Source organism: Actinomadura xylanilytica (assembly GCF_030283145.1).
Lineage (GTDB): Bacteria > Actinomycetota > Actinomycetes > Streptosporangiales > Streptosporangiaceae > Spirillospora > Spirillospora xylanilytica.
Window position 1 is genome coordinate 398,306 of sequence record NZ_JASNWE010000002.1, and the last position, 25,044, is coordinate 423,349.

Consider the following 25,044-nt stretch of genomic DNA (forward strand, 5'->3'; position numbering starts at 1 on the left):
GTCGGGGGTCAGGGGATGAACTCGATCTCCGGGTAGCGCGGCGAGGGGCTCTTCAGCAGGTCCCCGTCGCGGTGGCGCAGGTGCAGGTCGAAGAAGGCGCCCAGGTAGGCGCGCTGGGCGGCGACGGCCCGGTCCGCGTCGACGGTCCCGATGGCCGCCTCTATCTTGGCGATCACCTGCGGCGAGAGCGGGCGCGCCTTGGCGATCTGCTGCGACAGCGGGGACAGGTCGGTATAGGTGTGGTGCGCGGAGTCGCGCAGGCGCAGGTCGAGGCGCCACCCGCGCAGGTTGGCCCAGAAATCCTCCCAGGACGAGTCGTTGTCGCGTCCGTGCGTGGCGTTGCCCATCAGCATGAACGGACGGTCGAGGCCGGTGGACTTGACGGGTCCGATGATGCTGCCGTCCAGGTCGACGCCGGCGCGGATCCGGCGGTCCTGCGCCATGACCTCCGCGGCGGTGTCACCGCCGAGCGAATGCCCGAACATGCCGGTCCTGGCCAGGTCGAGGCCGCCCCGCAGCCCCTGCGGCAGGCGGCGGTGCTCGGCGTCGGGGTTCTTCCCCGCGTTCAGCTTCGTGAGCTGGTTCAGGACGAACTTGGTGTCGGCCTCGCGGACCCTTAGGGCCTTGGCGTAGTCCTCCTCGGACGGGTCGGACGGCTGCTTGGCGAACTCGAGCCTGCCGCCGGGGAACTCCACGAACGGGGTCTCGTAGGTGTGGTCGATGGTGACGACCACGTAGCCCCGGCTGGCCAGATCCTCCACCAGCGACGTGTTGAGGGCGCGCTGCCCGCCGTAGCCCGGGGAGAAGAGCACCACCGGGTTGCCGCCGGCGCGGGCCTCGGCCGGAGCGTCCTGGAAGGCGTGCGTCGTCGGGAAGTCGACGTCGTCCATCGGTATCTGAAGGGTCTGGCCGGTCTCCTTCCGGTACAGCTCCAGCGACGCGGGCGGGAGCCAGGCCGCGCGCCGCAGGCCCTGCGTCCGTCCGGCCGGATACCAGACGCTGACCATCAGCTCGCGTGGCGACCGGGACGAGACCCACGGGTCCCGTCGCGACCGGTCGACCAGATGCAGCGAGGTGGTCCCGATCCGCCGCGGGCCGGACGGCGCGGGCAGCTTGAGTTCCACCCGGCCCTTCTGCTCCCCGGCGGCCGTCAGCGCGGCCTTCGCCGCCGACGCGGTGGCGGGGCCGTCGCCGTGGCCGTTCGCCACGGCCACTCCCGCCGTGGCGAGCACCAGCCCCGCCGTCCCGGCCGCGGCCAGTGCCCACCCGCGTGCTGGACGGCGTATCAGGCCGCGTGTCCTTGCGCTCATACAGTTCCCCTGCCGCCAGTCGGTGATTGGAGATCGTCGACTGAGAGTCGCACCGGGGTGAGGGCGGCACCAGGCCGCGAGCACGAGGCCAGGGTAGGACCGGGGACAACCCTGACCCGCCCTCCGGGACCGACCCTGGGCGGCCGGCGTCAACGGCCGGGATGCGCCGGCCCGGCCGTCGAGCCCGCTCGGCTTCGGCGGCAGAAGGTTCACCAACGCCCACAATTCGGGCCCTGTTAGAACGACCATGACCTGCCCGTGGGGTATTGATCTTCCAGTGCCGGGGACGGTGCAGGAACATGGCCGCGTCTCAATGTGCGCCACGACGGCGTGCGACGCGGCAGCGGGGGGGGCCATGAGTTGGACATTCGTACGTCGAGTGGCCGCGTCGGGGGCACTTGCCGGAATATTCGTCGTCGTCCCAGTGGCCCTGCCGCCAGTCCTTGCCGCAGATCGGACCGGGCTTACGCCGTCAGGCGACACCAAGGCCGCGAAGCCCGGCTCGCACGCGCCACGACCACCTCAGCTCCCGCGAAATTTCCGCGGGACCGGCAAATGGATCGTCCGGGATCTGGGCATAACGGTCCCGTTCACCTGGGCGGGCAGAGACGGCGACAGCCAAATGGTCGCGGGCGGCCCGCAGTATCCGATTTGGTTCACGAACCTGATCTACCGGAACTCGCTCTACACGCTGACCTATAAATGGCCCGGCCTCAACGAGCATCAGTGTTCGAGAATCCCAGGATTCAATCTGGGCCTGTTGAACCAGAAACTCAAGACAGCACGGTTCGTCGGGCGGGAGACCCTGCAACGGAATCCGCGGCGGCAGGTGAATCACTGGAGGGTCGGTGCCGTCGTGCCGCAGCTACCTCCAGGGAACCATCTCCGATTCCCGCTCGGGATCGGCGACATCTACGTCGACCAGCACAATCCAGGCACCTTCTGGCAGGTGCTGCAATTCGGTGTCCAGAATCTCTACGACCCCGAGCTGGACGAGTGGCTGGTCATGGATAGGTTCGAGCACCGCCCCGGAAGGGTCGCGCTTCCCCGCCGGTGCCTGCCGCCATCGTGAACTGGCGAGCACTCGCCGCCCCGCTCGTCCGGCTCCGCACCTGATCCAGGAATCCGGCCCTAGCCGACGCGCTGCATGGCCTTCTCGCGGCGCCTGGCCACGCTCGACCCCGACTCCCGGCGGGCCATCCTGCGCAGGACGACCGGCGCCACGGCCATGCCGAGGACGGCCCAGGCGCCCAGTACCCCGACGGTCTCCAGGTGCCGCCAGGAGTCGCCGATCTCGACGCCGGCCGCCGCGTCCGGGAGCAGCGCCGAGCGCATGCCGAGGCCGAGCCAGTAGAACGGGAAGACCTGCGCGATCCCTTGCAGCCAGCCGGGCAGCGACGCGATCGGGTAGAAGATCCCGGAGATCGCGATCATGCCCAGGGTGGGGAGCATCATCAGGCCCTGGGCGCGCGCGTTGGAGAACACCGATCCGAGCACCGCGCCGATCGGCAGGGACGCCGCCAGGCCCAGGACCAGCACCCAGGCCAGGGTCAGCCAGGAGCCCGGGTCGCCGATGGCCAGGCCGTCGATGAGGAGCATCCCGGGGACCATGAAGATCGCGAGGTCGGCGACCAGGCCGCCGGACACCGAGACCATCTTCCCGATCAGGTAGCCGGGCACCCCGTCCGGCACCGCCTTCGCGCGGAGCAGCGTGCCGTCCTCGCGCTCGGCGGTGAGCTGCTGGCTCATGGAGACCATGCCGACCGCGACGTTCATGCCGACGATGCTCGGCAGGACGAGGGTGCCGAGCAGGAACCCCGAGTGCCCGAACGACAGATCGCGCAGGAAGAACATGACGACCAGCATCGACACCGGCCAGAAGAAGTGGTTCCACAGGTCGCCGCCGTTGGTGAACGACTGGCGCAGCTCGATCAGCCCGCGGGACCAGCCCGCACGCAGCGCGACGAGGGTCATCGGGCCGCCTCCCGCGATCCGTCCGCCGCCGCGCGCGGGCCGGACTCGGCCCGGTGCACCAGCGCGAGGTAGGTGTCCTCCAGCGAGGACCGCCTGACCTCCAGTTCGCTGATCGATTCGCCGTACTCGCGGAACAGCTCGAAGACGAACCTGGTGGACTCGGCGGTGGACCGGGTGAACCGCTCCCCGCCGCGGGTCCAGCGCACCTCGTCCCGGCCCGCGATCCGCCGGCCGAGCTCGGCGGCGGTGCCGTCGGCGACGATCCGCCCACCGTTGAGGATCATGATGCGGTCGGCCAGCCGCTCGGCCTCGTCCAGGTCGTGGGTGGTGAGCAGGACCGTGGTCCGGTGCTCCGCGGCGAGGCCGCGCACGAGGTCGTGGAACTCGCGCCGGGCCTCCGGGTCGAACCCGACGGTGGGCTCGTCCAGGAACAGCAGGTCGGGCCGGCCGACGATGCCGATCGCCACGTCGAGCCGGCGCCGCTGCCCGCCGGAGAGCGTCCTGACCCTCTTGTCGGCGTGCTCGGTGAGGCCGACCGCCGCGACGAGCTCGCCCGCGTCCCAGGGGCGCCGGACCAGCTCGGTGGAATGGCCTGCGTAGTAGGAACCGAGATGCGCGAGCAGCTCGCGCACCCGCCATTTGCCGTGGTCGCGCCACGATTGCAGGACGACCCCCACCCGCGCCCGCCACCGCTCGGTGCCGTGCGCCGGATCGGTGCCGAGCACCTCGACCCGTCCGGCCGACCGCATCCGGAATCCCTCCAGGATCTCGATCGTGGTGGTCTTGCCCGCCCCGTTCGGCCCGAGCAGGGCCAGCACCTCGCCATGGCGTGCCCGGAACGTCACGTCATGCAGGACGTCGGCCGTGCCGTAGCGCATGCGCAGCCCGTCGACATCGAGCACGACCTCCTCGCTCGCCGCCGTCATCGCATCTCGCCCTCACCCCGCCCATCGACCTTCAGGAGCAAGTGAAAGCTACGTTGCATTTCAGATCTCGTCAACATATTCATCGCCATAAATCACGTGCTCACAGTGATTATTGCAATGACGTTGGACGTGAATGCAATGACCCTGCCGAGATCTCGTTGCAATGGACTGGCGGTGAACGCGCCGCCCCGGCCCAGGCCCGCGCCATGAGGTAGATCCAGGGCGCGGGTCTGCTTCCGGACGTGAGGGAGGCGGGGACGTTGAGGACGGCGCGATGGGGGGTCTTGGTCCGGAACTTCTACAGGTGCGGCACCGAGCGGGGCAGTCGGTCCAGCCGGGTGACATCAAGGGCCCAGGTGGGTCCGGATTTCGCAACTGGACGGATGCGACTTGCTGGATGAAGCGAGTTTCACGGCGTTTCGCGGATCAGGGCGATGAGGTGATCCAGGACGACTCCGTTGCTCGCACGTAGGCCGTTGTGCTGGTACTCGTTGGTAATCCAGGGCTTCAGGCCGCGGATGGTCTGAGCGGTGGCGATCGACAGGTCGCGATCGAGGTACATGTCGTCGTAGTAGATGGCGGCGGCGACGGGTACGGCGTTGTCGCGCAGGCGGTCGGTGTCATAGAGGGCGGGCCAGGTCCTACGTTCGGCGATCAGGTGTGCCGCCTGGCGGAACGGCCGTAGCGTCGGGTCGGTGTCGAACATCCAGGGGTAGATCATCTCGCCGGTGAACAGGAAGGGCGCGCCCGAGTCGAGAGCCGCGGCGGCGTCGAAGGCGGGGAACTCACTTCGGACGCGTTGAGCCGACCACTGTGTGGCGCCTTCCCCCTGGGCGTAGGTCGCCTCATGCAACAGGGAGTACAGCGGTCCTCCCGCGATCCCGGACAGTTCCCGGTCGACCTCGGACAGAAAGGCGTCTGATGGTTCGGTTCCGCCGGTGAAGGGGTCTTCGAGGAGATAGTGCAGGCACCGGCTGCCGTCGCCACCGCCGAGGATGTTGCCCAAAGACTGAAAGGTCTCCACGGTCAGCGGCCTGCCGCTCGGCAGAACGACCTGATGGTCCCGCAGGTACCGGGCGACGGTGCGGGCTTGCTCGGCGTCGCCCGGGAAGCGGTCGAAGTGTTCGGCGTTCTTGGCGAGGACCCGGGGATACAGCGCGCGGTAGACGTCGTCGGCGGAAGCGCGCACGCCGGGAAGTCCGCCGGTGATGAACGCCTCGGCCAGCCCCTGCGGAGCGAAGGAGAGGTAGGTGACTGTGCACAGGCCACCGAAACTCTGTCCCAGCACGCTCCACGGCCGGTCCCCGATCAGTGACCGGCGGATCATCTCGGCGTCCCGCACGATCGAGTCGGCGCGGAAGTGCGACAGGTAGTGCGCCTGGGCGTCCGGATCGCCGATCTGGGCCAGGAGACGGTGGTCGACGGGGGTGGACCGGCCGGTGCCACGCTGGTCCAGCATCAGCACGCGGTAGTCCTGCATGGCTCGGTGCAGCCAGCCTTCGCCGCCCATCGGGCGGGGGGCGGCCGATCCGGGGCCGCCGCCCAAGAACAACAACCAAGGAAGGTCCTTGCTCGCTTCTCCAGCGGCGCGCACTTCGCGCGCATACACCTGGATCTGCCGGCCATCGGGCCGATCATGATCAAGAGGGACGGTGAAGGTGTGGTCAGTGAGCACGGTGCCGTATCGGCGTGATGTCGACATGTTGCCGATTCTCCTGGTGAGGCCGGGCCGGCGGGAAAGAGAACGCGCGGCTCTGGGTCGAGTCGGGGGATCGGTGTGTGGTCAGGTGAAGTGAGATCACTCGGGGCCGCTGTGGCCGATGAGCTTGCCGCCGAACATCAGCCGATCGGCCGGCTCCCGCGCCGGCGTCACCCGAAAACACCGCGGAGAGGCGGTCCGATCGACCGACGTCGCTCGCACCCCAGAAACGATCGACAGCCCGACAAGGCACATCTTAAATGATCATGGACGGCCCGCGCGGCCCGATTCTGCGGCCCCCTGGGCACACGGGTGGGTGGGGCCAGGCCCACTCCCGGCCCCACCAGGGCCTCGGCGGGCTGCGCGCGGTGCAGAGTGAGAGCATCGAGCGGAGCGTGAAGGAAGAAGCATGAGACTGCTGGGTCCATGGCCGGCGCGGGCCGGTGTGGGGTTCGTACGGGCGTGCGCCGTGACCGTCGTCAGCATGCTGGTTCCGGCCGTGTGGGCCGGCGCTGTAGCGCTGGGGATCTGGTGGGGGGCGGGTAACCCGTGGTCGTGGTTGGCCCCGTTCGTGCTGGTCTGCGTTGGCGCGCTCCTCCTGCCCCGCCCGGTCTGCGGGATGGTCCGCCTCCTCGTCGCGAAGTGGACTGGCACCGTCGTCCCCGCCGGATACCGGCAGGCCGGGCCGGTGACGCAGATGTCCACTGGGTACTGGTGGAACGGCTTCGGCTACGAGCGCACCGACCGCGACGCTCTCCTGGACCAGCGGTGGCGGGTCCGGTGGAACGACCCCGCCAACTGGCGTGACCTGCGGTTCACGGTGATCGCGCCGCTCACCGCGGGCCTGGTCGCGGCCCTCCCGCCGGCCGGAGCGGCCGTGGCGGTCCTCGGCCTCGTCCAGCCGGGACCGGCCGCGCGCGGCGCCGGGGTGCTCGGCCTGGTCGCGGCCGTCGCCGGGGCCCCGTACGCCTGGCGGCCCATCGTGCCGGTGACCGCCCGCTTCCTGCGCCCCTCGCCCGCGATGGCGATGGCGGACCGGGTGGACGAGCTGACGGCCCAGCGCGCGGACACCACGGTCGCGCAGGCCGCCGAGATCCGCCGGATCGAACGGGACCTGCACGACGGGGCACAGGCCCGCCTCGTCGCCCTCGGGCTCTCCCTGGCGACCGCGGACGTGCTGCTGGAGAGCGACCCCGAGCAGGCCAGGGCACTGCTGCGGGACGCGCGGGCCGGCGCCACCGCCTCGCTGGCCGAGCTCCGCGAGCTGGTCCAGGGCATCAGCCCGGCGGTGCTGACCGAGCGCGGGCTCGTCGACGCCGTCCGCGCGCTCGCCCTGGACATCCCCCTCGACGTGGCCGTCAGCGCCGACACCCCGCTGTCCCTGGACGCGCCGATCGAGTCCGCCGTCTACTTCGGCGTCGCCGAGCTGCTGACCAACGCGGTCAGGCACGCCCAGGCGTCCCGGGCGCGCGTCTCCCTCGTCCACGACGGCGCCGGCATCGTCGTCGGGGTCGAGGACGACGGCCGGGGCGGGGCCGGCGACCGGGCGGGCGGCGGGCTCGCCGGACTGCGCCGCCGCCTCGCGGTCTTCGACGGCACCCTGGAGATCACCAGCCCGCGGGGCGGCCCGACCCGTGTGAGGATGGCGCTGCCATGCGAATCGTTGTAGCCGAAGACCTCTACCTCCTGCGCGACGGGATGGTCCGCCTGATCGAGGCGTGCGGGCACCAGGTGGTCGCGACGGCGTCCACCGGGCCCGAGACGCTCGACGCGCTGCGGACGTGGCGCCCGGACGTGTCGGTCATCGACGTCCGCATGCCGCCGACCCAGTCGGACGAGGGCCTGCGGGCGGCCCTCGCCGCCCGCGGCGAGATGCCCGGCCTGCCGGTCCTCATCCTCTCCCAGCACGTCGAGCAGCTCTACGCCCGGGAGCTCCTGGCCGACGGCTCCGGCGGCATCGGCTACCTCCTCAAGGAGAGCGTGTTCGACGCCGACCAGTTCATCGGCGCCCTGGAGCGCGTCGCGGGCGGCGGCACCGCCATGGACCCGGCCGTCATCGCGAAGCTGCTGTCCAGCCGGTCGCCGAACCGGGGTCTCGAGCGGCTCACCGAACGCGAGTACTCCGTGCTGGGCCTCATGGCCGAGGGGCTGTCCAACCAGGCGATCGGCCGCCGCCTCTTCCTCAGCGAGAGCGCCATCAGCAAGTACACGACCTCCATGTTCGGCAAGCTCGGCCTCACCGACGACGATGACGGCAACCGCCGCGTCCTCGCCGTCCTCACCTACCTGAACAGGGCCTAGCCCGGTCCGGGCACGGCACCACTCGTCCGGCACCGGTCCGGCGACCAGCGGAAGGGGGCATGGATGCCGGGAGACAGGCTGACCCGCCAGGAGCGCCGCCACATCGCCTCGGGACTGGCCGGAGGGCTCGGGTACGCCGAGATCGCCAGGCGGCTGGGCCGGCCGACGTCCACCGTCAGCCGCGAGGTGTCCAGGAACGGCGGGCGCGGCGGCTACCGGGCCGACGAGGCGCACCAGGCCACGGGAGGACGCGCCCGGCGCCACAGGCCCGCGGCGCCGCCGGAGCCGTCCGCCGCGGTCGGCGCGTACGGACGCGCCCCGGAGGCGGTGCGCGGGTTCCTGGAGCAGTTCGCGACCCTGATGACCGAGACGGGCGTCCCGCGGATGCCGGCCCGGGTGCTCACCTGCCTGTTCGCCGCCGACACCGGCAGCCTCACCGCGGGCGAGCTGGTCCGGCATCTGCGGGTCAGTCCCGCGTCGGTGTCCAAGGCCATCGGCTACCTGGAGGGGCTGGGCCTCGTCCGGCGCGAACGCGACCTCCGGGTGCGGCGCGAGCGGTACCACGTCGACGACGACGTCTGGATACGGGCGTGGACGGCGAGCGCCCAGAAGAACACCCTGTGGTCGGACGCGGCCCGGCGGGGCGTCGAGATCCTCGGCGCCGGCACGCCCGCCGGAGCCCGGCTGGCGGTCATGGGCCGGTTCTTCGCGCAGCTCGGCGACGACATGGCCGGCACCCCTTCCGCGAGCGTCGTCGACGACGCGCTGACCGTGCTCGCCGCCCTCGTGCACGCCGGCGCTCCGCCCGCCGCGCCCCGGCTGGCCGCCGCGCTGGGCTGGCCCCTGGACCGCGTGACCACCGCGCTGGACGCCACCGCCGACCGGCTCACCCCGGCCCAGCGGAAGGCCCTGGGCCGCCCCGACCGCTGATCGCAGCGGCGGAATGTCCGGGTCCGGGGTTGGGGCGGTGCCGCGCTTGTCAGATGTGGGCGGCATTCCCTAGGTTGTGGGCCCGAGCCGTTCGCGGCTCGACTCCCCCGCATGGCCCTTGACCCGCAGGACGGGCGAGGGCCGTCCTCTTACCCTCATGTGCGCGCCGCGCACGTGACCGATCGGTGGCTGGAGTGGGGAGACGCCGTGCTGAACGTCGACGAGGGCGCGCTCGAAATACCCGGCAAGTGGTCCGTGCTCCCCCGGCGCCGGGACCCGGTGCAGGGGCGGGTGAAGGGCGACTTCGAGACCGCAGCTCGGCAACTGCGGCCGCTGGCCGAAGGGGACGCGGATTGGGGCACCGCGGCGTTGGACGATCCGGGCAGCGAACCGCGGCTCGTCGAGGCGGCGCGGGCGCAGCTCGCAGGCGAGCCGACTCTGTTGGGGACCGCCGCGCTCGTCGCAATCCAAGGCTTTGGGATAGTGCCTGACGGGCTGGCCCTCGAGCACGGGCTGCCGTTCGCGGCGGAGGTCCTCGTGGAGGGGTGCGACATCGAGGTCAGATCGAAGCCCGGCCCCGACGGATGGAAGCCCGGCCCCATCGGCCTCCAAGCTTGGGCACGGCATCCGGGCGGGCGGACCGTCTTCGCCTCGGACTGGTCCTGCGCCGCCAAGCGGCTCCGGACGCTGCTGGCCTTCGCCGACGAGCCGGAGTACCGGGCGGCGGTGGCGGCCCTGGCCGGGCATCGCCGGAGCGCGGAACGGCGGATCGTGGTGTCCTACCTCGTGCCGTCCGAGACCGCCTGGGTGGACGAGTGCTGCGCCGATCTGCCGGCCCTCGAACGCGGGGGCGCCGACCTCCGGACCATGCTGCTCTGCTCGCTCGGCACTCCCGAGCAGGTCGCGGCGCTCGGCGAGCTGGCCGTGATCCCCTGTGTGTCGGGAATCGAAGAGGTCCTGGCCACCATGGCCGACGGGATCGGGCCGGCGGTCGCCCCGCTCCTGACCCGCTTGATCAAGTATCCCGGTTCGCGGTTCGGCAAGCCGGCGGTCGAGCTGCTGGGCCGGGTTCCGTCCGACGAGGCGTTCCAGATGCTGCTGGACGGTCTTGGGAAGGAAGGCGTCCGGCCCGGGGTCGCCGAGTTCATGAGGCGCTTTCCCGCGCGCGCGATGCGGGTGCTGCCGCCGGTCGCGGCGGGTGGTTCGCAGAAGGCGGCGGCTGCACGGCGGCTGTTGGACGGGCACATGCTGGCCCACCCGGATCTGGCCGCCGCCGAAGGGCTCACCGTGGAAGTCGTGGTGGAGGCCGGTTCCCTTCCAGCGGCGCTCGTCACGCCGTCCTGGCTGCGCGCTTCCAAAGAGGCCCCCGACCCGGTCGTCATCCCGGGGCTGAAGGCACCGTCCGGAGAGAACCTCGTCTGGGAGCCCGGGGAACGGGAGAAGTGGGCGGCGACGCGCGGCTACTGGACGAAGCAGACGCTCGACGACCACAAACCGCACCTCCAGAACTACCTGGCGGGCCGGCTGGCCTACCCAGGGCATCAGATCCAGTTGTTCGGCCAGGGGCCCGAGAAGGTCGTCCGGCCCCTGCTGGCCGATTGGAATCTGAAGGAGGCGGTAGACCACAGTGCGGACCTGATGCCCATCGTCGCGCGATACGAACTGGACGCGCGGCCCGCCGCATTTCGGGCGGGCAAGCGTGACGGGGCTGGAAACGGATGGGTCCTGCTCCCCTTTCTTGACGCCGAGGTCACGCGCTTGATGGCCGACCGGCTCGCCCGCGTGAAATCGGCGCGGCGCGTCTCGGACACCTACTTCCGCAGGCACGGCCTCAAGGCGGTGCCCTACCTGGTGCCGGACGCGTTCGGCAAGCGCCGGACCGCCCGCGACGGCGCACTGGAGGCACTGCGGCTCATCGCCTCGATGCACGGCCCCGAGCAGGTCGTCGACGCCGCGCGGGAGCACGGCGACGAGGTCGCCGCGGCGCTGCCGTCCCTGCTGGCCGTCCAGGAAAGCGCGCCGGACGGCGTCCCGGATGCCGAGCCGGTGGCGAAGATCGGCCGCTGGGTGGACGTGGCGCGGCTGCCGCGAGTGCGGCTGCGCGAAGGCGGGACGGTGCTGCCCCTGCCGGCGGCCAGGCACCTCGTCGGCATGCTCTCCCTGTCGGCGTTGCAGGAGCACCCCGATCTGAAGGCGGCGCGCGACGTCTGCGACCCCGCATCGCTGGCCGAGTTCGGCTGGGCCCTTCTCGAGCAGTGGCAGGCGGCGCGGCTGCCCAGCCCGCTGTGGCCGCTGGAGGCGCTCAGGTGGATCGGGGACGACGAGACCGTCCGCAGGCTCGCCCCCGTCATCGCGGCCTGGCCCGGTGAGAGCGGTCATACACGGGCCGTCCGCGGGCTCTGGGTGCTGGCCGGCATCGGCACCGAGGTCGCGCTGCTGAAGCTGGACACCATCGCGCGGCGGAGCACGTTCAAGGGGCTCAAGAAGGCGGCCCAGGAGACGGTCCGGCAGGTCGCGGACAGGCTCGGGCTGAGCGAGGAGCGCCTCGCCGACCGGCTCGTCCCGGGCCTCGGACTGGACGCCGAGGGCACCGCGGTCCTGGACTACGGGCCGCGCCGCTTCACCGTCGGCTTCGACGAGCAGCTCAGGCCGCTGGTCTGGGACGAGAAGGGCAGGCCCCGCAGATCACTGCCCGCCCCCGGCGTGCGGGACGACGCCGTGCTCGCGCCCACCGCCCGCCGGAGCTTCACCGAGCTGAAGAAGGACGTCCGGGCCGTCGCGGGCGACCAGATCCGGCGGCTGGAGTCGGCGATGGTCGCGCAGCGGCGATGGACGGCGGCGGAGTTCCGCAGGTTCCTCGTCGGTCATCCGCTGATGTGGCATCTCGCCCGGCGGCTGGTGTGGGTGAGCGGGACGGCCGGGTTCCGCCTCGCCGAGGACCGCACGTTCGCGGACGTCAACGACGAGGCCATCGCGCTCCCGGACGACGCGGAGGTCGGCATCGTCCACCCGGTGCACCTGCCGGCCGCGGCGCTCGGCGCGTGGTCGGAGCTGTTCGCCGACTACCAGATCCTCCAGCCGTTCCCGCAGCTCGGACGCGCCGTGCACGCGCTCACCGAGGACGAGTGCGCCGGGGGACGGCTGACCCGCTTCGAGGACGTCCCCGTGCCGACCGGCAAGGTCCTGGGCCTGACCCGCGGGGCCTGGGAGCGCGGCACCCCCGAGGACGGCGGCGTCGAGACGCGGATGACCCGGCCCCTGCCCGGCGGCCTGACACTGGTCGCCGACCTGGACCCCGGGATCGTGATCGGGCTGGTGGACCACTTCCCCGAGCAGCGGCTCCGGAGCATCGCCCTCGCCGGACGCGGTGAGACACCGCCGACGTTCGGGGACCTCGATCCGGTGACCGCCTCCGAACTACTCACCGAGCTGACCGGCCTGACCACCCCATGACCGCCGCCGCGACGAGCGCCGTCACACCGCCGAGCACCATGACCGTGGAAAGGGAGGCGCGGTCCACGACGGCGCCACCGGCCAGCGCCCCGGCCGAAAAGGTCGCCTGAAACGACGCGGTGAAGATGACCGACGCCGCCTCCGGCGCGTCCGGGGCCGATTTCGCGAACCAGGTCTTCGAACAGACCGGAACGGCCCCGTACGCGATTCCCCATACCGCGAGGAGCGCTATCGCGCCGATCTCCGCCGTGCCGAGAACGGGGAACAGCAGGGTCGCGGCGGCGAGCATTCCCGCCGCGACCCCGAACGTGGCGCGCGGCCGGCGCTCCGCCATCGAGCCGGCGATGAAAGTGCCCGCGATCCCGGCCGCCCCGTACAGCAGCAGGCACGCCGTGACCGATTCCGGGCCGAGGCGGGTGACCCGTTCGAGAAAGGGGGCCACGTAGGTGTAGGCGCCGAAATGGGCCAGGACGACGAGAAAGGTGACCAGCAGCCCGGACCTGATGCCGGCGGCCCGGAGCAGGCCGCCGAGCACGCCCGGGCGAGTGACCCGCTCGGCGGGCAGCGGTGGCAGCAAGGCGATCAGCGCGACCAGCACTCCGGCGGTCAGCGCGGCCATGACGGCGAACGCCGTCCGCCAGCCGGCGGCGCCGCCGATGAAGGTGCCCGCCGGGACGCCGAGGACCGACCCGAGCGGGACCGCCGAGAAGATCACCGCGGTGGCCCGGCCGGTCGACCCCGGCGGCACCAGGCGGCCCGCGAGCCCCGCGCCGATCGACCAGAACCCGCCGATGACGATCCCCACCAGCACCCGGGAGACCAGCATCATCCAGTAGGCCGGCGCGACCGCGGCGAGGACGTCGGCCACGGCCAGCAGGAGGACGAGGGCGCAGAGCATCGGCCGCCGGTCGAACCGCCCGGTCGCGACGGTGACGGCCGGGGCGGCGAACGCGGCGAGGACCCCCGGCATGGCCATCATCAGGCCGGCGGTCCCGTCGGAAATGGCGAAGCTGGACCCGATCGGGGTCAGCAGGCCGATCGGGAGTATCTCCGTGGTAACGATCGCAAAAATTCCCAGCATCACCGCGATGACCGCGGGCCAGCCTTTCATATGCGCACTTACAGGCGCCTTCGGCGCGTCTTCGGAACTGATTACCGCAGGCATGTCTTCCGTTTCTTTTGATGAGGCACCATTTCAACGGAAGCCGTCGGCGAGCGCTGGCGGATTCGCGACGCCAACGCGACCGGCGTCCGCGGGGCCAATACGCGGCGGGCCCGCGCTTCCCGGCGGGCGTGCGCATGCGGCCGCTTCGGGTACGGGACGCGTCGAACGGGTGACGCGTGACGGGCCATCACGGAGACGAACGGGCGAAGACCGCGGTTCGGCGGACATGTCCCTCGGGATGGGAAATACTCTCCCGCACGGGAGGCCGCCCCGCGCGGCCCCGGGCTTGACCAGGAAATTCACCGGCGCGGACGTATCCCCGGGCGGCGGTGTGACGTAGATCTTGGTCGGCCGGGAAATATCGGGCCCCGGGATCGTCTTGAGGCACTGCGTAGGCGGGCCGGCGCACGGCCCCCCGATCCCCGACGTCCGCACCCCCCTTGGAGTCTTCAGGCATGTCCCAACCTCAGACCGCCGCCCGAACCGCCGGCCGCGTCGCGGCCGGCGACCGTCCGTCCGCCGTGGCCGAACACGGTGGCGGCGGCGACGGCGGCGGCGGAGAGCGCGCCGCCGAGCGCGGACGCGGCGGCGCCATGGTGGCGGTCCTCGCGTTCTCCGGCATCGTCGTGGCGGTCATGCAGACGCTGCTGGTGCCGATCATCGCCGAGCTGCCCCGGCTGCTGTCCACCTCGCCCGCCAACGCGACCTGGGTGATGACCTCGACACTGCTCGCCGGGGCGGTCGCGACCCCGATCATGGGGCGGCTCGGCGACCTGTTCGGCAAGCGCCGGATGCTGCTGACCAGCCTCGCGCTGATGGTGGCCGGATCGCTGGTCGCCGCGCTCTCGTCCGAGCTGGTCCCGGTGGTGGCCGGGCGCGCGCTCCAGGGCTTCGCGATGGGCGCGATCCCGCTCGGCATCAGCATCATGCGCGACGAGCTGCCGCCGCAGCGGCTGGGCTCGGCGATGGGGCTGATGAGCTCGTCCATCGGCATCGGCGGCGCGCTCGGGCTGCCCGGCGCGGCGCTCGTCGCGCAGCACGCCGACTGGCACGCGCTGTTCTACACCTCGGCCGGGCTCGGCGTCCTGTCGATGCTGCTCACGGTGCTGGTGGTGCCCGAGTCGGGGTCGCGCCCGGGGGGACGGTTCGACATCCTCGGGGCGCTCGGCCTGACCGCCGGGCTGATCAGCCTGCTGCTCCCGGTCACCAAGGGCGACCAGTGGGGCTGGGGCAGCCCCCGCACGCTCGGGTTCTTCGCCGGCGCCGCGGTCATCTTCGTGCTGTGGGCGCTGATGGAGCTGCGCGTCGACAGCCCGCTGGTCGACCTGCGCACCACCGCGCGCCGCCAGGTGCTGCTGACCAACCTGGCCTCGGTGATGATCGGCGTGGCGTTCTACGCGATGTCGGTGGTGCTGCCGCAGGTCATGGAGCTGCCCACCGGCACCGGGTACGGCCTCGGCACGTCGCTGGTGGTCGCCGGCCTGGCGATGGCGCCGATGGGTGTGGCGATGATGCTGGTCTCGCCGCTGTCGGCGCGGCTGTCGGCCGCGCGCGGCCCCAAGACCTCGCTGATGCTCGGGCTGGTCATCATCGCCACCGGGTACGGCGCGGGGATCTTCCTGATGGGCGCGCTGTGGCAGATCCTGATCACCGTCACCGTGATCGGCATCGGCATCGGCTTCGCCTACTCCGCGCTGCCCGCGCTGATCATCGCGGCCGTCCCGGTGACGGAGACCGGCGCCGCCAACGGGCTGAACGCGCTGGCGCGCTCGGTCGGCACGTCGGTGTCCAGCGCCGTGGTCGGCATGGTGCTGGCCCGGATGACCACCTCGTTCGGCGGCACCGAGCTGCCCACCATGAACGGGTTCCGGGCGACGTTCCTCATCGCCACGGCGGCCAGCCTGGGCGGCCTGGCGATGACCTTCTTCCTGCCCGCCCGCAAGCGCGCGGCCGCGGCGTCCGCGCAGCAGCCCGCCGCGGGCCGCCCCGACGCGGACCAGCCCGCCGCGGGCCGGTCCGAGACCGTCGCCGTCCGGCCGCACAGCGGCGTCGCCGGACGGGTGCTGAGCGGTGACCGGCCGATCGAGGGCGCGGCGGTGACGCTGATCGACGCGCAGGGCCGGCAGGTCGCGCACACCGTCGGCGACGCCGACGGCCGGTACACGCTGGACGTCCCTGAGACCGGCCGGTTCCTGCTGGTCGGGTCGGCCACCGGGCACCGTCCCGAGGCGGCCCCGCTCACCGTCGGCGCCGGCCCGATCGAGCTCGACCTGGTGCTGACCTGCGCGGCCGGCCTGCACGGGACGGTGCGCGACGCCGCGGCCGGCACCCCCCTCCCGGACGCGACCGTGGTGGTCACCGACGCCGGCGGCGAGGTGGTCGCCTCGGCCGCCAGCGGCGACGGCGGCGGCTTCGAGCTGCCCGAGCTTCCCCCGGGCGGCTACACGCTGGCGGCGCGCGCGGCGCGGCACCGGCCGTCCGCCGTCCCGGTGACGGTGCCCGCCGACACCGGGACCCGCCACGACCTGGCGCTGGAGCCCGCCGGAGCGGTCACCGGCACGGTGCGCGGCAACGACGGCCGGACACTGGACGACATCCGGGTCTCGCTGATGGACCGGACCGGAAACGTGATCGCGGTGTCCTATACCGGACGCGACGGCGCCTACGCGTTCAAGGACGTGGCCGGCGCCGAGTACACACTGGTCGCCAGCGGCTACGCGCCGGTGACCGCCCCCGTGACGCTGACCGGCCACGGCCTCGACTCGGTCGACCTGAAGCTCTCCCACCAGCGAAGCTGACCGGCACGTCCGGGCCCGCGCTCCTGGGAACAGGACCGGGCCCGGACCCCGACCGGACGCCGCCGAACCCCGCCGGCCGGACGCCCGCCGGACCCGCCGGCCGGACGCCCGCCGCTTCGCCGAGCGCTTCGGTCAGGCGCCTCCGGCGTAGGGGTCCTCTCCCGCCTTGAGGCGGGTGGCGAAGTCCTTCAGCGCGGCGAGGGCCACCCGGTACGGCGTCGGGCCGAACGAGATGCGGGCCACGCCGAGCGACGCCAGCCGCGCCACGTCCGTGCCGGGGAGGCAGTTGGCGTTGACCGGGCCGGGCAGCTCCTTGGCGAGGGTGCCCACGGCGTCCGCCGGCGCCAGGATCGGGTACACGCAGTCGGCGCCCGCCTCGAGGTAGCGGCGGCCCCGCGCGATCGCCTCGTCGACGGGGTCGAAGTCCGGATCGGCGACCATGAACGTGTCGGCGCGGGCGTTGATCACCAGGTCCGGTCCGGCGGCGCGGACCGCCGCGAGGAACTCCGCCTGCGCGTCCACGTCGGCGAGGCTCCCGCCGGGGTGGACGGTGTCCTCCAGGTTGCAGCCGACGGCGCCGATGGCGGTGAGGCGCTCGACCAGCTCGCCGGGCGGCAGGCCGTACCCGGCCTCGGCGTCCACGGTGACGGGCACCCTGACGGCGCGGACCACGCGTCCGGCGGCGGCGAACATCTCCTCGGCGGGCGCCCCCTCCTGGTCGGGGTAGCCGAGCATCGCGGAGATCGCGGCGCTGGCGGTGGCGATGGCGGGGTAGCCCGCCTCCTCCACGACGCCGGCGCTCGCCGCGTCCCACACGTTGGGCAGGATCAGCGGATCGCCGGGACGGTGCAGGTCGCGGAGGCGGGCGGCGAGATCGTTCATCGTTGTTCTCCTTCGTCTCGGGCTGTGGACGTGACGGCGGCCCGTTCTGTGACACCCGGCCGCGCTCCCCCAAGATGATCCCCCGGCGGACCCGACCCGGGGCCGTTCCCGCGTGGCGGGTTACGGTCGGGATGATCGTCAACGCCGACGGAGGAGTCCGCATGCTGCCCTGGTCCGCCGAGCTCGCCGGCCGTCTCGACGAGCACGTCATCGACAGCGCGCTGCTGCGCGGCAACCCGCTCGGCGACCCGCACGAGCGGCCGGTGCTGGTGTACGTCCCGCCGGGGTACGACGACGAGCCCGAGCGCCGCTACCCGAGCGTCTACGTCATCCTCGGCTTCACCGGGCACGTCGGCGTCTGGAAGCACCAGAACGCCTTCCGGCCGACGTTCCCGCAGGCCGCCGACCGGGTGTTCGCCGGCGGCGCGGCGCCGCCCGCGATCCTGGTGTTCGTGGACGCGTGGACCGCGCTCGGCGGCAGCCAGTTCGTCGACTCCCCCGGGACCGGCCGCTACCACTCCTACCTCTGCGACGAGGTGGTGCCGTGGGTGGACGCCCGCTACCGCACCCTGGACGCGCCCGAGCACCGCGCGATCAGCGGCAAGTCCAGCGGCGGCTACGGCGCGATGATCACCCCGATGCTGCGGCCGGACCTGTTCGGGGCGCTGGCCACGCACGCGGGCGACGCGCTCTTCGAGTACTGCTACCTGCCCGAGTTCCCGCAGGCGGTCCGGCACCTGCGCGAGTACGGCGGCGACATCGCCCGCTGGCGGGACGACTTCCGGTCGCGGCCCGCGTTCACCAAGCCCGCCGACATGGTGCTCCTCGAGATGTACGCGATGGCGGCCTGCTACTCGGCGGCCGAGGACGGCACGCCCGAGCTGCCGTTCGACCCGGTGACGGGGATCCTGCGCCGCGACGTCTGGGCGCGGTGGCTGGCCTGGGACCCGGTGCGGATGGTGGACGCGGAGCCGCGGTACGCCGAGGCGATGCGGTCGCAGCGGGCGATCTGGATCGACGGCGGCACGCGCGACGAGTTCAACCTCGACGTCGGCGCTGAGGCGTTCCACCGGACGCTGCTCGGCGCCGGGGTGGCGCCGGAAAAGATCCATTTCGAGCTGTTCGACGCCGGGCACGGCGGAATCGACTACCGCTACCCGCAGGCCGTGGCGTGGCTGTGCGGGCGGATCGCGCCCTGAGGGCGGCGGGGCGCGCGCCGCGTCGTCCCAGCTCGACGCCACATTTCAGAGATTTCACTCACTGAGCTACAAATATTGAAAATCCAGTAGCAAATGGAATTCATTGACACCAAGCGACTATCAGGGTGCACTTCTCGACAACTCACCCGGATGAGTCCAGCACCCCCGCTCCCTCACTCCCGGCCCAAAGCGACTCGCGTCCCCGCCGCGAGCGCTCGCGGATGCGGTCACGCCCCCCGCTCAGACCGCATCCGCGCCCTCCCCCCGCGGGCCCCGTCCCTCCCCCCGCCAGGCGGCCCCACGGCCCACGGAACCGTCCCACAAGGACCTCCGCGGGCCCGCCCTCCGCCGGGCTCCTGGAAGGAGCACCCCCCCGTGAGACGCCAGACTGCGCTCGGGACGGCGGCCATCGCCGCCGGACTCGCCGTGGCGATGTCCTCCCCCGCCACAGGTGCGACCACCGCCTCAGGCGCGTCCGCGCCGCCGCCCCCCTCCCCCAAGGCCGCCGCCGCCTCGGCCGACCAGCTCGTCAGCTCCGGCAAGGCTCCGATCCACGCCTCGCCCAAGGACAAGGTCGTCCGGCGCGGCGTCACCGCCGGCGCCGGCGGCCTCCAGTACGTCGCGTACGAGCGCGTCCACGCGGGCCTGCCGGTCCGCGGAGGCGACTTCGTCGTCGCCACCGACGCCGCCGGGACCGTCCTCGGCACCTCGGTCGGCCAGAGCAAGGAGCTGTCGGTGTCGACCACACCGAAGCTCACCGCCGCCAAGGCCGCCGCGATCTCCCGTACCCGGATCACCAAGGCCACCAGGACCGGCGCGGCGACGCTGGCCGTCCTCACCCAGGGCGCCGGACGCCTGGTGTACGAGACGGTCGTCGAAGGCACGAACGGCACCGGACGCACGGCCCGCCCGTCCCGCCTGCACGTCTACGTGGACGCCGTCACCGGCAAGGCCGCCGGGCAGTGGGACGAGGTCCGCGACGCCAACGACGACCAGAGCTTCTACCACGGAGGCAGCAGCCAGCCCACCTCCATCTCCACCACCGCGTCCGGCGGCACCTACAGCCTCCGCGACGCGACCCGCTCCGGCATCAGCTGCGCCAACCAGAGCGGCACCGTCTACAGCGGCTCCGACGACGCCTGGGGCAACGCCAACGGCACCAACCTCGAGACCGCCTGCGTGGACGCGATGAAGGCCGCGCAGTCCGAGTTCGACATGGTGAAGACCTGGCTCGAACGCAACGGGCTCAACGGCAGCGGCAGCGGCTGGCCCATGCGGGTCGGGCTGAACCAGGCCAACGCGTTCTGGAACGGCAGCTACGCCAACTTCGGCCGCAACAGCTCCGGAAGCCGGCAGGCCACCACCACCGACGTCGTGGCGCACGAGCTCGGCCACGGCGTCTTCCAGTACACCCCCGGCGGCTCCGGCTGGAGCAACGAGTCCGGCGGGCTGAACGAGTCGACCGGCGACGTCTTCGGCGCCCTCACCGAGTGGTACCAGAACGAGCCGCGGGTCACCGAGCAGATCTCCGGCAGCAACGCCGTCCTCAACTACGACCCGCCGGACTACCAGGTCGGTGAAGAGGTCGACCTGGTCGGCAGCGGGCCGATCCGCAGCATGTCCAACCCGTCGTCGATCAGCGGCAACCCCAACTGCTACAGCTCCAGCGTCCCCAACATGGAGGTGCACGCGGCGGCCGGCGTCCAGAACCACTGGTTCTACCTGCTCGCCGAGGGCTCCGCGGCCGGCGACCCGTCCCACGGGCGGCCGAACAGCCCGACCTGCAACGGCTCCGCCGTCACCGGGGTCGGCGTCCAGAAGGCCGGACGGATCTTCATGGAGACCCTCAACCTGAAGACCTCCACCTGGACGCACATCACCGCCCGCAAGACCTCCTTGCAGGCCGTCCTCAACCTGGTGCAGGTCGGCAAGGCCACCTGCACCGACTTCACTCGCACGCGGGACGCCTGGAACGCCGTCAGCGTCCCCGCCGCGAGCGGTGAGCCCGCTTCCTGCACGGGCTGACCACCGGCGGCGGCCGTGCGGGGAGACTCTCGGCCCTCCCCGTACGGCCGCCCCTCCAGAGGAGAACGCATGAGATCACGCCTGCTCGCCCTCGCAGCGGCGGTCGCCCTCCCGCTGCTGCTCGCCTCCCCCTCCGGCGCGGCCCCGGCGGTCGCCGCGCCCGACATCCCGCTGGCCAACGTCAAGGCGCACCTCGCCCAGCTCCAGTCGATCGCCACCGCCAACGGCGGCAACCGCGCCCACGGCCGACCCGGCTACCGCGCCTCACTCGACTACATCAAGGCCAAGCTGGACGCGGCCGGCTTCCAGACCACCGTCCAGCAGTTCAGCTACGGCGGCACCGGCTACAACCTGATCGCCGACTGGCCCGGCGGCAACCCCGAGCAGGTCCTGATGACCGGCGCGCACCTCGACAGCGTCTCGGCCGGCGCCGGCATCAACGACAACGGCTCCGGCTCCGCCGCCGTCCTGGAGACCGCCCTGGCCGTCGCCGGATCGCGCTACGAGCCCGTCAAGCACCTGCGCTTCGCCTGGTGGGGCGCCGAAGAGCTCGGCCTGATCGGCTCCGACCGGTACGTCGCCGCCCTGCCCGCCGCCGACCGCTCCAAGATCGCGGGCTACCTCAACTACGACATGGTCGGATCGCCGAACGCGGGCTACTTCGTCTACGACGGCGACGACTCCGACCACTCCGGCTCCGGCCCCGGGCCGAACGGCTCCGCCGAGATCGAGAACGTCATCGAGGGGTACTTCGCCTCGATCCAGGTCCCCACTCAGGGCACCGACTTCGACGGACGCTCCGACTACGGCCCCTTCATCGACGCCGGCATCCCCGCCGGCGGCACCTTCACCGGCGCCGAAGGCCGCAAGACCAGCGCCCAGGCCCAGCTCTGGGGCGGCACCGCCGGCACCGCCTTCGACCCCTGCTACCACGCGTCCTGCGACGGCACCGGCAACATCGACGACACCGCCCTCGACCGCAACGCCGACGCCATCGCGCACTCGGTCTGGACCCTCTCCCAATAGCCCCGCCCCCCGCCCCGGGCCCCCGGCGCCCCGCTCTCGGCGCCGGGGGCCCGCCCACCCCGTCCGGACCTCTGTTCGAGTGCAGGTCAAGGGCGGCGGCGAGCATAATGAAAGTATGTGCCGCAGCATCAAGACGCTCCGCCCGCCGTTCTCCGACGACGTGACCGACGAGGACGTCCGGGCGGCAGCGCTCCAGTACGTCCGCAAGATCTCCGGGTTCCGCGCGCCCGCCGCCCACAACGCCGAGGCGTTCGACCGCGCCGTCGAGGAGATCGCCCGGTCCACCGCCGACCTCCTCGAGTCCTTGCAGGTCAGGGGCGCGCGCACCTGACCTGCGGTGCGCGTCAGCAGCTGTCGTCGACGTCGATCATGACGGTGCGGTCCGGGCCGACCAAGAGCAGGCAGGACCCGTCGCCCGCCAGGTCCGGGGGGAGCCCGGCGCCGTAGGCGAGCAGCGGCGCGGCGCCCAGGCCCTCGACCGCCGCGTGCAGGAGCTCGCGAACGAGCCAGGCGACGAGCTGGTCGCCCGGGATCTCCTCCGGGGCGTCCTGTTCGAGAGCCTGCGCGCACGCCATCTCGACCAGCGCCCGCTCCGACTCGACCAGGGTCGTCCGCGGATCGTCGAGCGGCCGGAGACCGTCCTCATGGACCTCCCAGTCGCCGGCGCCCGCCCAGCCCGCCTCGAACGCGGCGGCGGGGTCGGCGCCGCTCAGGTCGAGGCCGTGGTCGTCGAAGGTCACCGCGAAGCCGAGCGGGTTGTTGTTGTTCACCCAGAGGGTGTCGCCGAGCAGCGTCGTGACCGCCTCGGCCCGGGCGAGCGGATCGCCGTCCGGCGGCGCCGTGGCGGGGGCCAGCGCCAGCCGCAGGGTCCGGCCCCGTCCACCGCGGGCGAGAAGGTGCAGCTCGCCGTCCACGGCGGGGCCGCCCGGCTCGGTCGCGACCTCGATGACCAGGAGGTCGTCGGCATCGCCGGCGAACTCACCGGCGGTGTAGCCCGCGATGGTGCGGGCCCGCCGGCCGAGCGGGCCGGTCCCGGCCTCCAGCGCGCCGAGCACGAGGCCGACCACCTGCTCGGCCCCTTCGTCCGGGGAACCGGACGCCGCCCGGTAGCTTGCGAAGGACTCGTCCGCGGGCTCGCTCTCGAACCACTCGGCCCCCACGGGGTGGCGGTCTCCGCCGGGCCCGCCGAACGTCGCCGGGAACGCCCCGTACTCCGCCACGTCGGCCGGGGCGGGCGCGGACTCCCATGCGCGGACGTGGGCGGGCGGCGCCTGGCCCGTGACGAACTCCAGCCGCCATCCCGGCAGCCACCGTTCGAACACGTAGGCGGCGGCGTCCAGCGGGTCGTCGAGGCACCGTTCCATCATTCGCCCATCGTCGTCTCCGGAAATGATCTCCGGGAGTCTAAGAGCGGGCGACGACAGAACGCCCATGCCGGCGCCGTCAGTTGTGGCAGTCCTGCGTCTGGAGATCGAGGGTGAGGCTCTTCACCCGCCCGCCGGCCATCAGGAACCCGTACGACGCCGCGGGCTTGCCGGGGAGCGGCGCGTAGGACGCGTTGGGGCCCTGCTTGAGCTGCGGGTACGCCTTCTTGACCTTCGCCGCGGACGACCCCACCCTGACGCCCTCCGGGGTGGCGATCCCCCCGGCCGCGAAGATCGACGCGAGGCCGTGCTCGGCGGAGATGTAGCCGCCGACCTCGTCCGCCGGATGCGGGTGCGCCTTCAGGTCGAACGTGCCGCAGCCGGCGCCCGGCTTCGACTTGACCGTGATCAACCCGGTGGCCCTGGCCTGCGCGAGGGTCATGCCCAGCTTGAGCGCGCCGTAGCCGGACGGCCCGAGCGGCTCCGGCTTCGCCGTGGGGGGCGCCGACGGGTGCGGCGGCGGCTCGCCCACGGCTATGGGTGCGGGCGGCGCCGTCCCCGCCTCCCCGGACGAGGCGCCCGCCTTCCCGCCACCGCCGCCGCCACCGCCACTGCCGCCGCCGCCGCATCCCGCGAGCAGCACGGCGCCCGCGGCCAAAGTGATCACTATTCGACGGTTCATCCCGGCCTCCACAACGACGATCGCGTGCCGTCCACTATGACGGGACGGCACGCGATCGCTCCACCGGACGGCCGCGGAGATCAGCTCGCGGCGACGACCTCGGCGATCTGCACCGCGTTGAGCGCGGCGCCCTTGCGGAGGTTGTCACCCGAGCAGAAGAGCGCGAGGCCGTGCTCGACGGTCTCGTCGCGCCGGATCCGCCCGACCAGCGTGGGGTCCTGCCCGGCTGCCTCCAGCGGGGTCGGGACGTCGGTGAGCAGCACGCCGGGAGCGCCGGCCAGCAGCTCGGCCGCGCGCTCCGGCGAGATCGGCCGCTCGAACCGGGCGTTGATCTGGAGCGAGTGGCCGGTGAAGACCGGGACGCGCACGCAGGTGCCCGACACCTTGAGGTCCGGGATCTCCAGGATCTTGCGGCTCTCGTTGCGGAGCTTGTGCTCCTCGTCGGTCTCGGCGAGGCCGTCGTCCACGATCGAACCGGCCATCGGCAGCACGTTGAACGCGATCGGCCGCACGTACACCTGCGGCTCGGGGAACTCGACGGCCGAACCGTCGTGGGTGAGCCGGTCGGCGCCCTCCACCACCTTGCGGGCCTGCTCGTGCAGCTCGGCGACCCCGGCCAGCCCGCTGCCCGACACCGCCTGGTAGGTGGACACGACCAGGCCGTCCAGCCCGGCCTCGGCGTGCAGCGGGCGCAGCACGGGCATCGCGGCCATGGTGGTGCAGTTCGGGTTGGCGATGATCCCCTTGGGCCGGACCGCCGCCGCGTGCGGGTTGACCTCGGCCACCACCAGCGGGACCTCGGGGTCCATCCGCCAGGCCGACGAGTTGTCGATCACGACCGCGCCGGCCGCGGCGACCTTCGGCGCCAGCGCCAGGGAGCTGGTCTTGCCCGCGGAGAACAGCACGATGTCCAGGCCGGAGTAGTCGGCGGTGGCGGCGTCCTCGACGGTCACCTCGCCGCCGCCCCACGGCAGCCTCCGCCCCGCCGAACGCGCGGAGGAGAACAGTCTCAGCTCGTCCACCGGGAATCCGCGCTCAGCCAGGATCCGCAGCATCACGCTCCCGACCTGACCGGTGGCCCCGACGATCCCGATTCTCATGCCGCTCCCTTGCTCGCTACCTTGACCTGGGACGCCAAGTCTGCCCAGGTCATTCATGCCCGTCCAGGAAATTACCCTGCACCCCGACTCTAAGCATCGCTTCACGGTCGCCGGACGGCGGTGGGGCCCGGCCGCCGCCTCGTCCCCGGGTCCAGGGGCCGCCTCAGGGGCGAATCAGGGCGATTCCCGATGCCGCGACGGCCCCGGAGT

General features: G+C 72.4%; 19 protein-coding genes. 10 read left to right on the top strand and 9 right to left on the bottom strand.

Annotated features, from left to right (window positions below):
• Positions 1-8: 8 nt before the first annotated feature.
• Positions 9-1,310: an alpha/beta hydrolase family protein gene (locus tag QP090_RS12945; RefSeq protein WP_285939005.1), complete on the bottom strand. Its 1,302-nt coding sequence runs from the start codon at positions 1,308-1,310 to the stop codon at positions 9-11.
• A gap of 379 nt (positions 1,311-1,689) precedes the next feature.
• Between QP090_RS12945 and QP090_RS12950 the strand changes: the two genes are divergently transcribed.
• A complete protein-coding gene (locus QP090_RS12950) occupies positions 1,690-2,382 on the top strand; it encodes a hypothetical protein (protein ID WP_285939006.1) in 693 nt (230 codons plus the stop codon).
• 59 nt (positions 2,383-2,441) lie between these two features.
• On the opposite strand, the gene QP090_RS12955 is transcribed toward QP090_RS12950, so the two are convergent.
• The 3 genes from QP090_RS12955 to QP090_RS12965 form a co-directional block, all read right to left on the bottom strand.
• Entirely contained in the window at positions 2,442-3,284 is an 843-nt protein-coding gene (locus tag QP090_RS12955; protein WP_285939007.1) for an ABC transporter permease, read from the bottom strand.
• Complete coding sequence (locus tag QP090_RS12960; protein WP_285939008.1) at positions 3,281-4,210, bottom strand: ABC transporter ATP-binding protein; 930 nt, start codon at positions 4,208-4,210, stop codon at positions 3,281-3,283. Before QP090_RS12960 ends, QP090_RS12955 begins: the two co-directional genes overlap by 4 nt.
• A gap of 409 nt (positions 4,211-4,619) precedes the next feature.
• Positions 4,620-5,912 (bottom strand): alpha/beta fold hydrolase, encoded by a 1,293-nt coding sequence (locus tag QP090_RS12965; RefSeq protein WP_285939009.1) that lies wholly within the window; start codon positions 5,910-5,912, stop codon positions 4,620-4,622.
• 406 nt (positions 5,913-6,318) lie between these two features.
• Between QP090_RS12965 and QP090_RS12970 the strand changes: the two genes are divergently transcribed.
• The 4 genes from QP090_RS12970 to QP090_RS12985 all read left to right on the top strand — a co-directional run bounded on the left by QP090_RS12970 (position 6,319) and on the right by QP090_RS12985 (position 12,593).
• A complete protein-coding gene (locus tag QP090_RS12970; RefSeq protein ID WP_285939010.1) occupies positions 6,319-7,578 on the top strand; it encodes a sensor histidine kinase in 1,260 nt (419 codons plus the stop codon).
• Positions 7,563-8,210: a response regulator transcription factor gene (locus QP090_RS12975; RefSeq protein ID WP_285939011.1), complete on the top strand. Its 648-nt coding sequence runs from the start codon at positions 7,563-7,565 to the stop codon at positions 8,208-8,210. The genes QP090_RS12970 and QP090_RS12975 overlap by 16 nt, the downstream gene beginning before the upstream one ends.
• A gap of 63 nt (positions 8,211-8,273) precedes the next feature.
• Positions 8,274-9,140 carry a GbsR/MarR family transcriptional regulator gene (locus QP090_RS12980; RefSeq protein WP_285939012.1) on the top strand — a complete coding sequence of 289 codons (867 nt, stop codon included), beginning with the start codon at positions 8,274-8,276 and terminating at the stop codon, positions 9,138-9,140.
• 159 nt (positions 9,141-9,299) lie between these two features.
• The gene (locus QP090_RS12985) at positions 9,300-12,593 is read left to right on the top strand and encodes a DUF4132 domain-containing protein (protein ID WP_285939013.1); all 3,294 of its coding nucleotides are present in this window, start codon (positions 9,300-9,302) and stop codon (positions 12,591-12,593) included.
• Here the strand turns inward: QP090_RS12985 and QP090_RS12990 are convergent.
• Positions 12,562-13,704, bottom strand: coding sequence for an MFS transporter (locus QP090_RS12990; RefSeq protein WP_285939014.1), 1,143 nt, complete (start codon positions 13,702-13,704; stop codon positions 12,562-12,564). The two genes, QP090_RS12985 and QP090_RS12990, sit on opposite strands and share 32 nt — an antisense overlap.
• A gap of 509 nt (positions 13,705-14,213) precedes the next feature.
• Here QP090_RS12990 and QP090_RS12995 point away from each other — a divergent pair.
• Entirely contained in the window at positions 14,214-16,556 is a 2,343-nt protein-coding gene (locus QP090_RS12995) for an MFS transporter (protein WP_285939015.1), read from the top strand.
• Positions 16,557-16,688: 132 nt separating this feature from the next.
• On the opposite strand, the gene QP090_RS13000 is transcribed toward QP090_RS12995, so the two are convergent.
• On the bottom strand, positions 16,689-17,438 hold the full coding sequence (locus QP090_RS13000; protein WP_285939016.1) for an isocitrate lyase/PEP mutase family protein: 750 nt from the start codon (positions 17,436-17,438) through the stop codon (positions 16,689-16,691).
• A gap of 161 nt (positions 17,439-17,599) precedes the next feature.
• On the opposite strand from QP090_RS13000, the gene QP090_RS13005 reads away from it, so the two are divergent.
• The 4 genes from QP090_RS13005 to QP090_RS13020 all read left to right on the top strand — a co-directional run bounded on the left by QP090_RS13005 (position 17,600) and on the right by QP090_RS13020 (position 22,019).
• A complete protein-coding gene (locus QP090_RS13005; RefSeq protein ID WP_285939017.1) occupies positions 17,600-18,637 on the top strand; it encodes an alpha/beta hydrolase in 1,038 nt (345 codons plus the stop codon).
• A gap of 375 nt (positions 18,638-19,012) precedes the next feature.
• Positions 19,013-20,662 (top strand): M4 family metallopeptidase, encoded by a 1,650-nt coding sequence (locus QP090_RS13010; RefSeq protein ID WP_285939018.1) that lies wholly within the window; start codon positions 19,013-19,015, stop codon positions 20,660-20,662.
• Between the two features lie 69 nt (positions 20,663-20,731).
• Positions 20,732-21,688, top strand: a complete 957-nt coding sequence (locus QP090_RS13015) for a M28 family metallopeptidase (RefSeq protein ID WP_285939019.1) — start codon at positions 20,732-20,734, stop codon at positions 21,686-21,688.
• Between the two features lie 115 nt (positions 21,689-21,803).
• A complete protein-coding gene (locus tag QP090_RS13020) occupies positions 21,804-22,019 on the top strand; it encodes a DUF2277 domain-containing protein (protein ID WP_285939020.1) in 216 nt (71 codons plus the stop codon).
• Between the two features lie 13 nt (positions 22,020-22,032).
• Here QP090_RS13020 and QP090_RS13025 read toward each other — a convergent pair whose 3' ends face one another.
• From QP090_RS13025 to QP090_RS13035, 3 genes are all read right to left on the bottom strand, one after another.
• On the bottom strand, positions 22,033-23,055 hold the full coding sequence (locus QP090_RS13025) for a hypothetical protein (protein ID WP_285939021.1): 1,023 nt from the start codon (positions 23,053-23,055) through the stop codon (positions 22,033-22,035).
• Positions 23,056-23,131: 76 nt separating this feature from the next.
• Positions 23,132-23,734 carry a hypothetical protein gene (locus QP090_RS13030; protein ID WP_285939022.1) on the bottom strand — a complete coding sequence of 201 codons (603 nt, stop codon included), beginning with the start codon at positions 23,732-23,734 and terminating at the stop codon, positions 23,132-23,134.
• A gap of 80 nt (positions 23,735-23,814) precedes the next feature.
• Complete coding sequence (locus QP090_RS13035) at positions 23,815-24,834, bottom strand: aspartate-semialdehyde dehydrogenase (RefSeq protein WP_285939023.1); 1,020 nt, start codon at positions 24,832-24,834, stop codon at positions 23,815-23,817.
• Positions 24,835-25,044 lie beyond the last annotated feature (210 nt).

What these genes read in the sequence shown, in the direction of transcription:
- QP090_RS12945 (WP_285939005.1), bottom strand. Translation starts at nt 1,310, where the DNA reads ATGAGCGCAAGGACACGCGGCCTGATACGCCGTCCAGCACGCGGGTGG.
- QP090_RS12955 (WP_285939007.1), bottom strand. Translation starts at nt 3,284, where the DNA reads ATGACCCTCGTCGCGCTGCGTGCGGGCTGGTCCCGCGGGCTGATCGAG.
- QP090_RS12960 (WP_285939008.1), bottom strand. Translation starts at nt 4,210, where the DNA reads ATGACGGCGGCGAGCGAGGAGGTCGTGCTCGATGTCGACGGGCTGCGC.
- QP090_RS12965 (WP_285939009.1), bottom strand. Translation starts at nt 5,912, where the DNA reads ATGTCGACATCACGCCGATACGGCACCGTGCTCACTGACCACACCTTC.
- QP090_RS12970 (WP_285939010.1), top strand. Translation starts at nt 6,319, where the DNA reads ATGAGACTGCTGGGTCCATGGCCGGCGCGGGCCGGTGTGGGGTTCGTA.
- QP090_RS12975 (WP_285939011.1), top strand. Translation starts at nt 7,563, where the DNA reads ATGCGAATCGTTGTAGCCGAAGACCTCTACCTCCTGCGCGACGGGATG.
- QP090_RS12980 (WP_285939012.1), top strand. Translation starts at nt 8,274, where the DNA reads ATGCCGGGAGACAGGCTGACCCGCCAGGAGCGCCGCCACATCGCCTCG.
- QP090_RS12990 (WP_285939014.1), bottom strand. Translation starts at nt 13,704, where the DNA reads ATGAAAGGCTGGCCCGCGGTCATCGCGGTGATGCTGGGAATTTTTGCG.
- QP090_RS12995 (WP_285939015.1), top strand. Translation starts at nt 14,214, where the DNA reads ATGTCCCAACCTCAGACCGCCGCCCGAACCGCCGGCCGCGTCGCGGCC.
- QP090_RS13000 (WP_285939016.1), bottom strand. Translation starts at nt 17,438, where the DNA reads ATGAACGATCTCGCCGCCCGCCTCCGCGACCTGCACCGTCCCGGCGAT.
- QP090_RS13005 (WP_285939017.1), top strand. Translation starts at nt 17,600, where the DNA reads ATGCTGCCCTGGTCCGCCGAGCTCGCCGGCCGTCTCGACGAGCACGTC.
- QP090_RS13015 (WP_285939019.1), top strand. Translation starts at nt 20,732, where the DNA reads ATGAGATCACGCCTGCTCGCCCTCGCAGCGGCGGTCGCCCTCCCGCTG.
- QP090_RS13020 (WP_285939020.1), top strand. Translation starts at nt 21,804, where the DNA reads ATGTGCCGCAGCATCAAGACGCTCCGCCCGCCGTTCTCCGACGACGTG.
- QP090_RS13025 (WP_285939021.1), bottom strand. Translation starts at nt 23,055, where the DNA reads ATGATGGAACGGTGCCTCGACGACCCGCTGGACGCCGCCGCCTACGTG.
- QP090_RS13030 (WP_285939022.1), bottom strand. Translation starts at nt 23,734, where the DNA reads ATGAACCGTCGAATAGTGATCACTTTGGCCGCGGGCGCCGTGCTGCTC.
- QP090_RS13035 (WP_285939023.1), bottom strand. Translation starts at nt 24,834, where the DNA reads ATGAGAATCGGGATCGTCGGGGCCACCGGTCAGGTCGGGAGCGTGATG.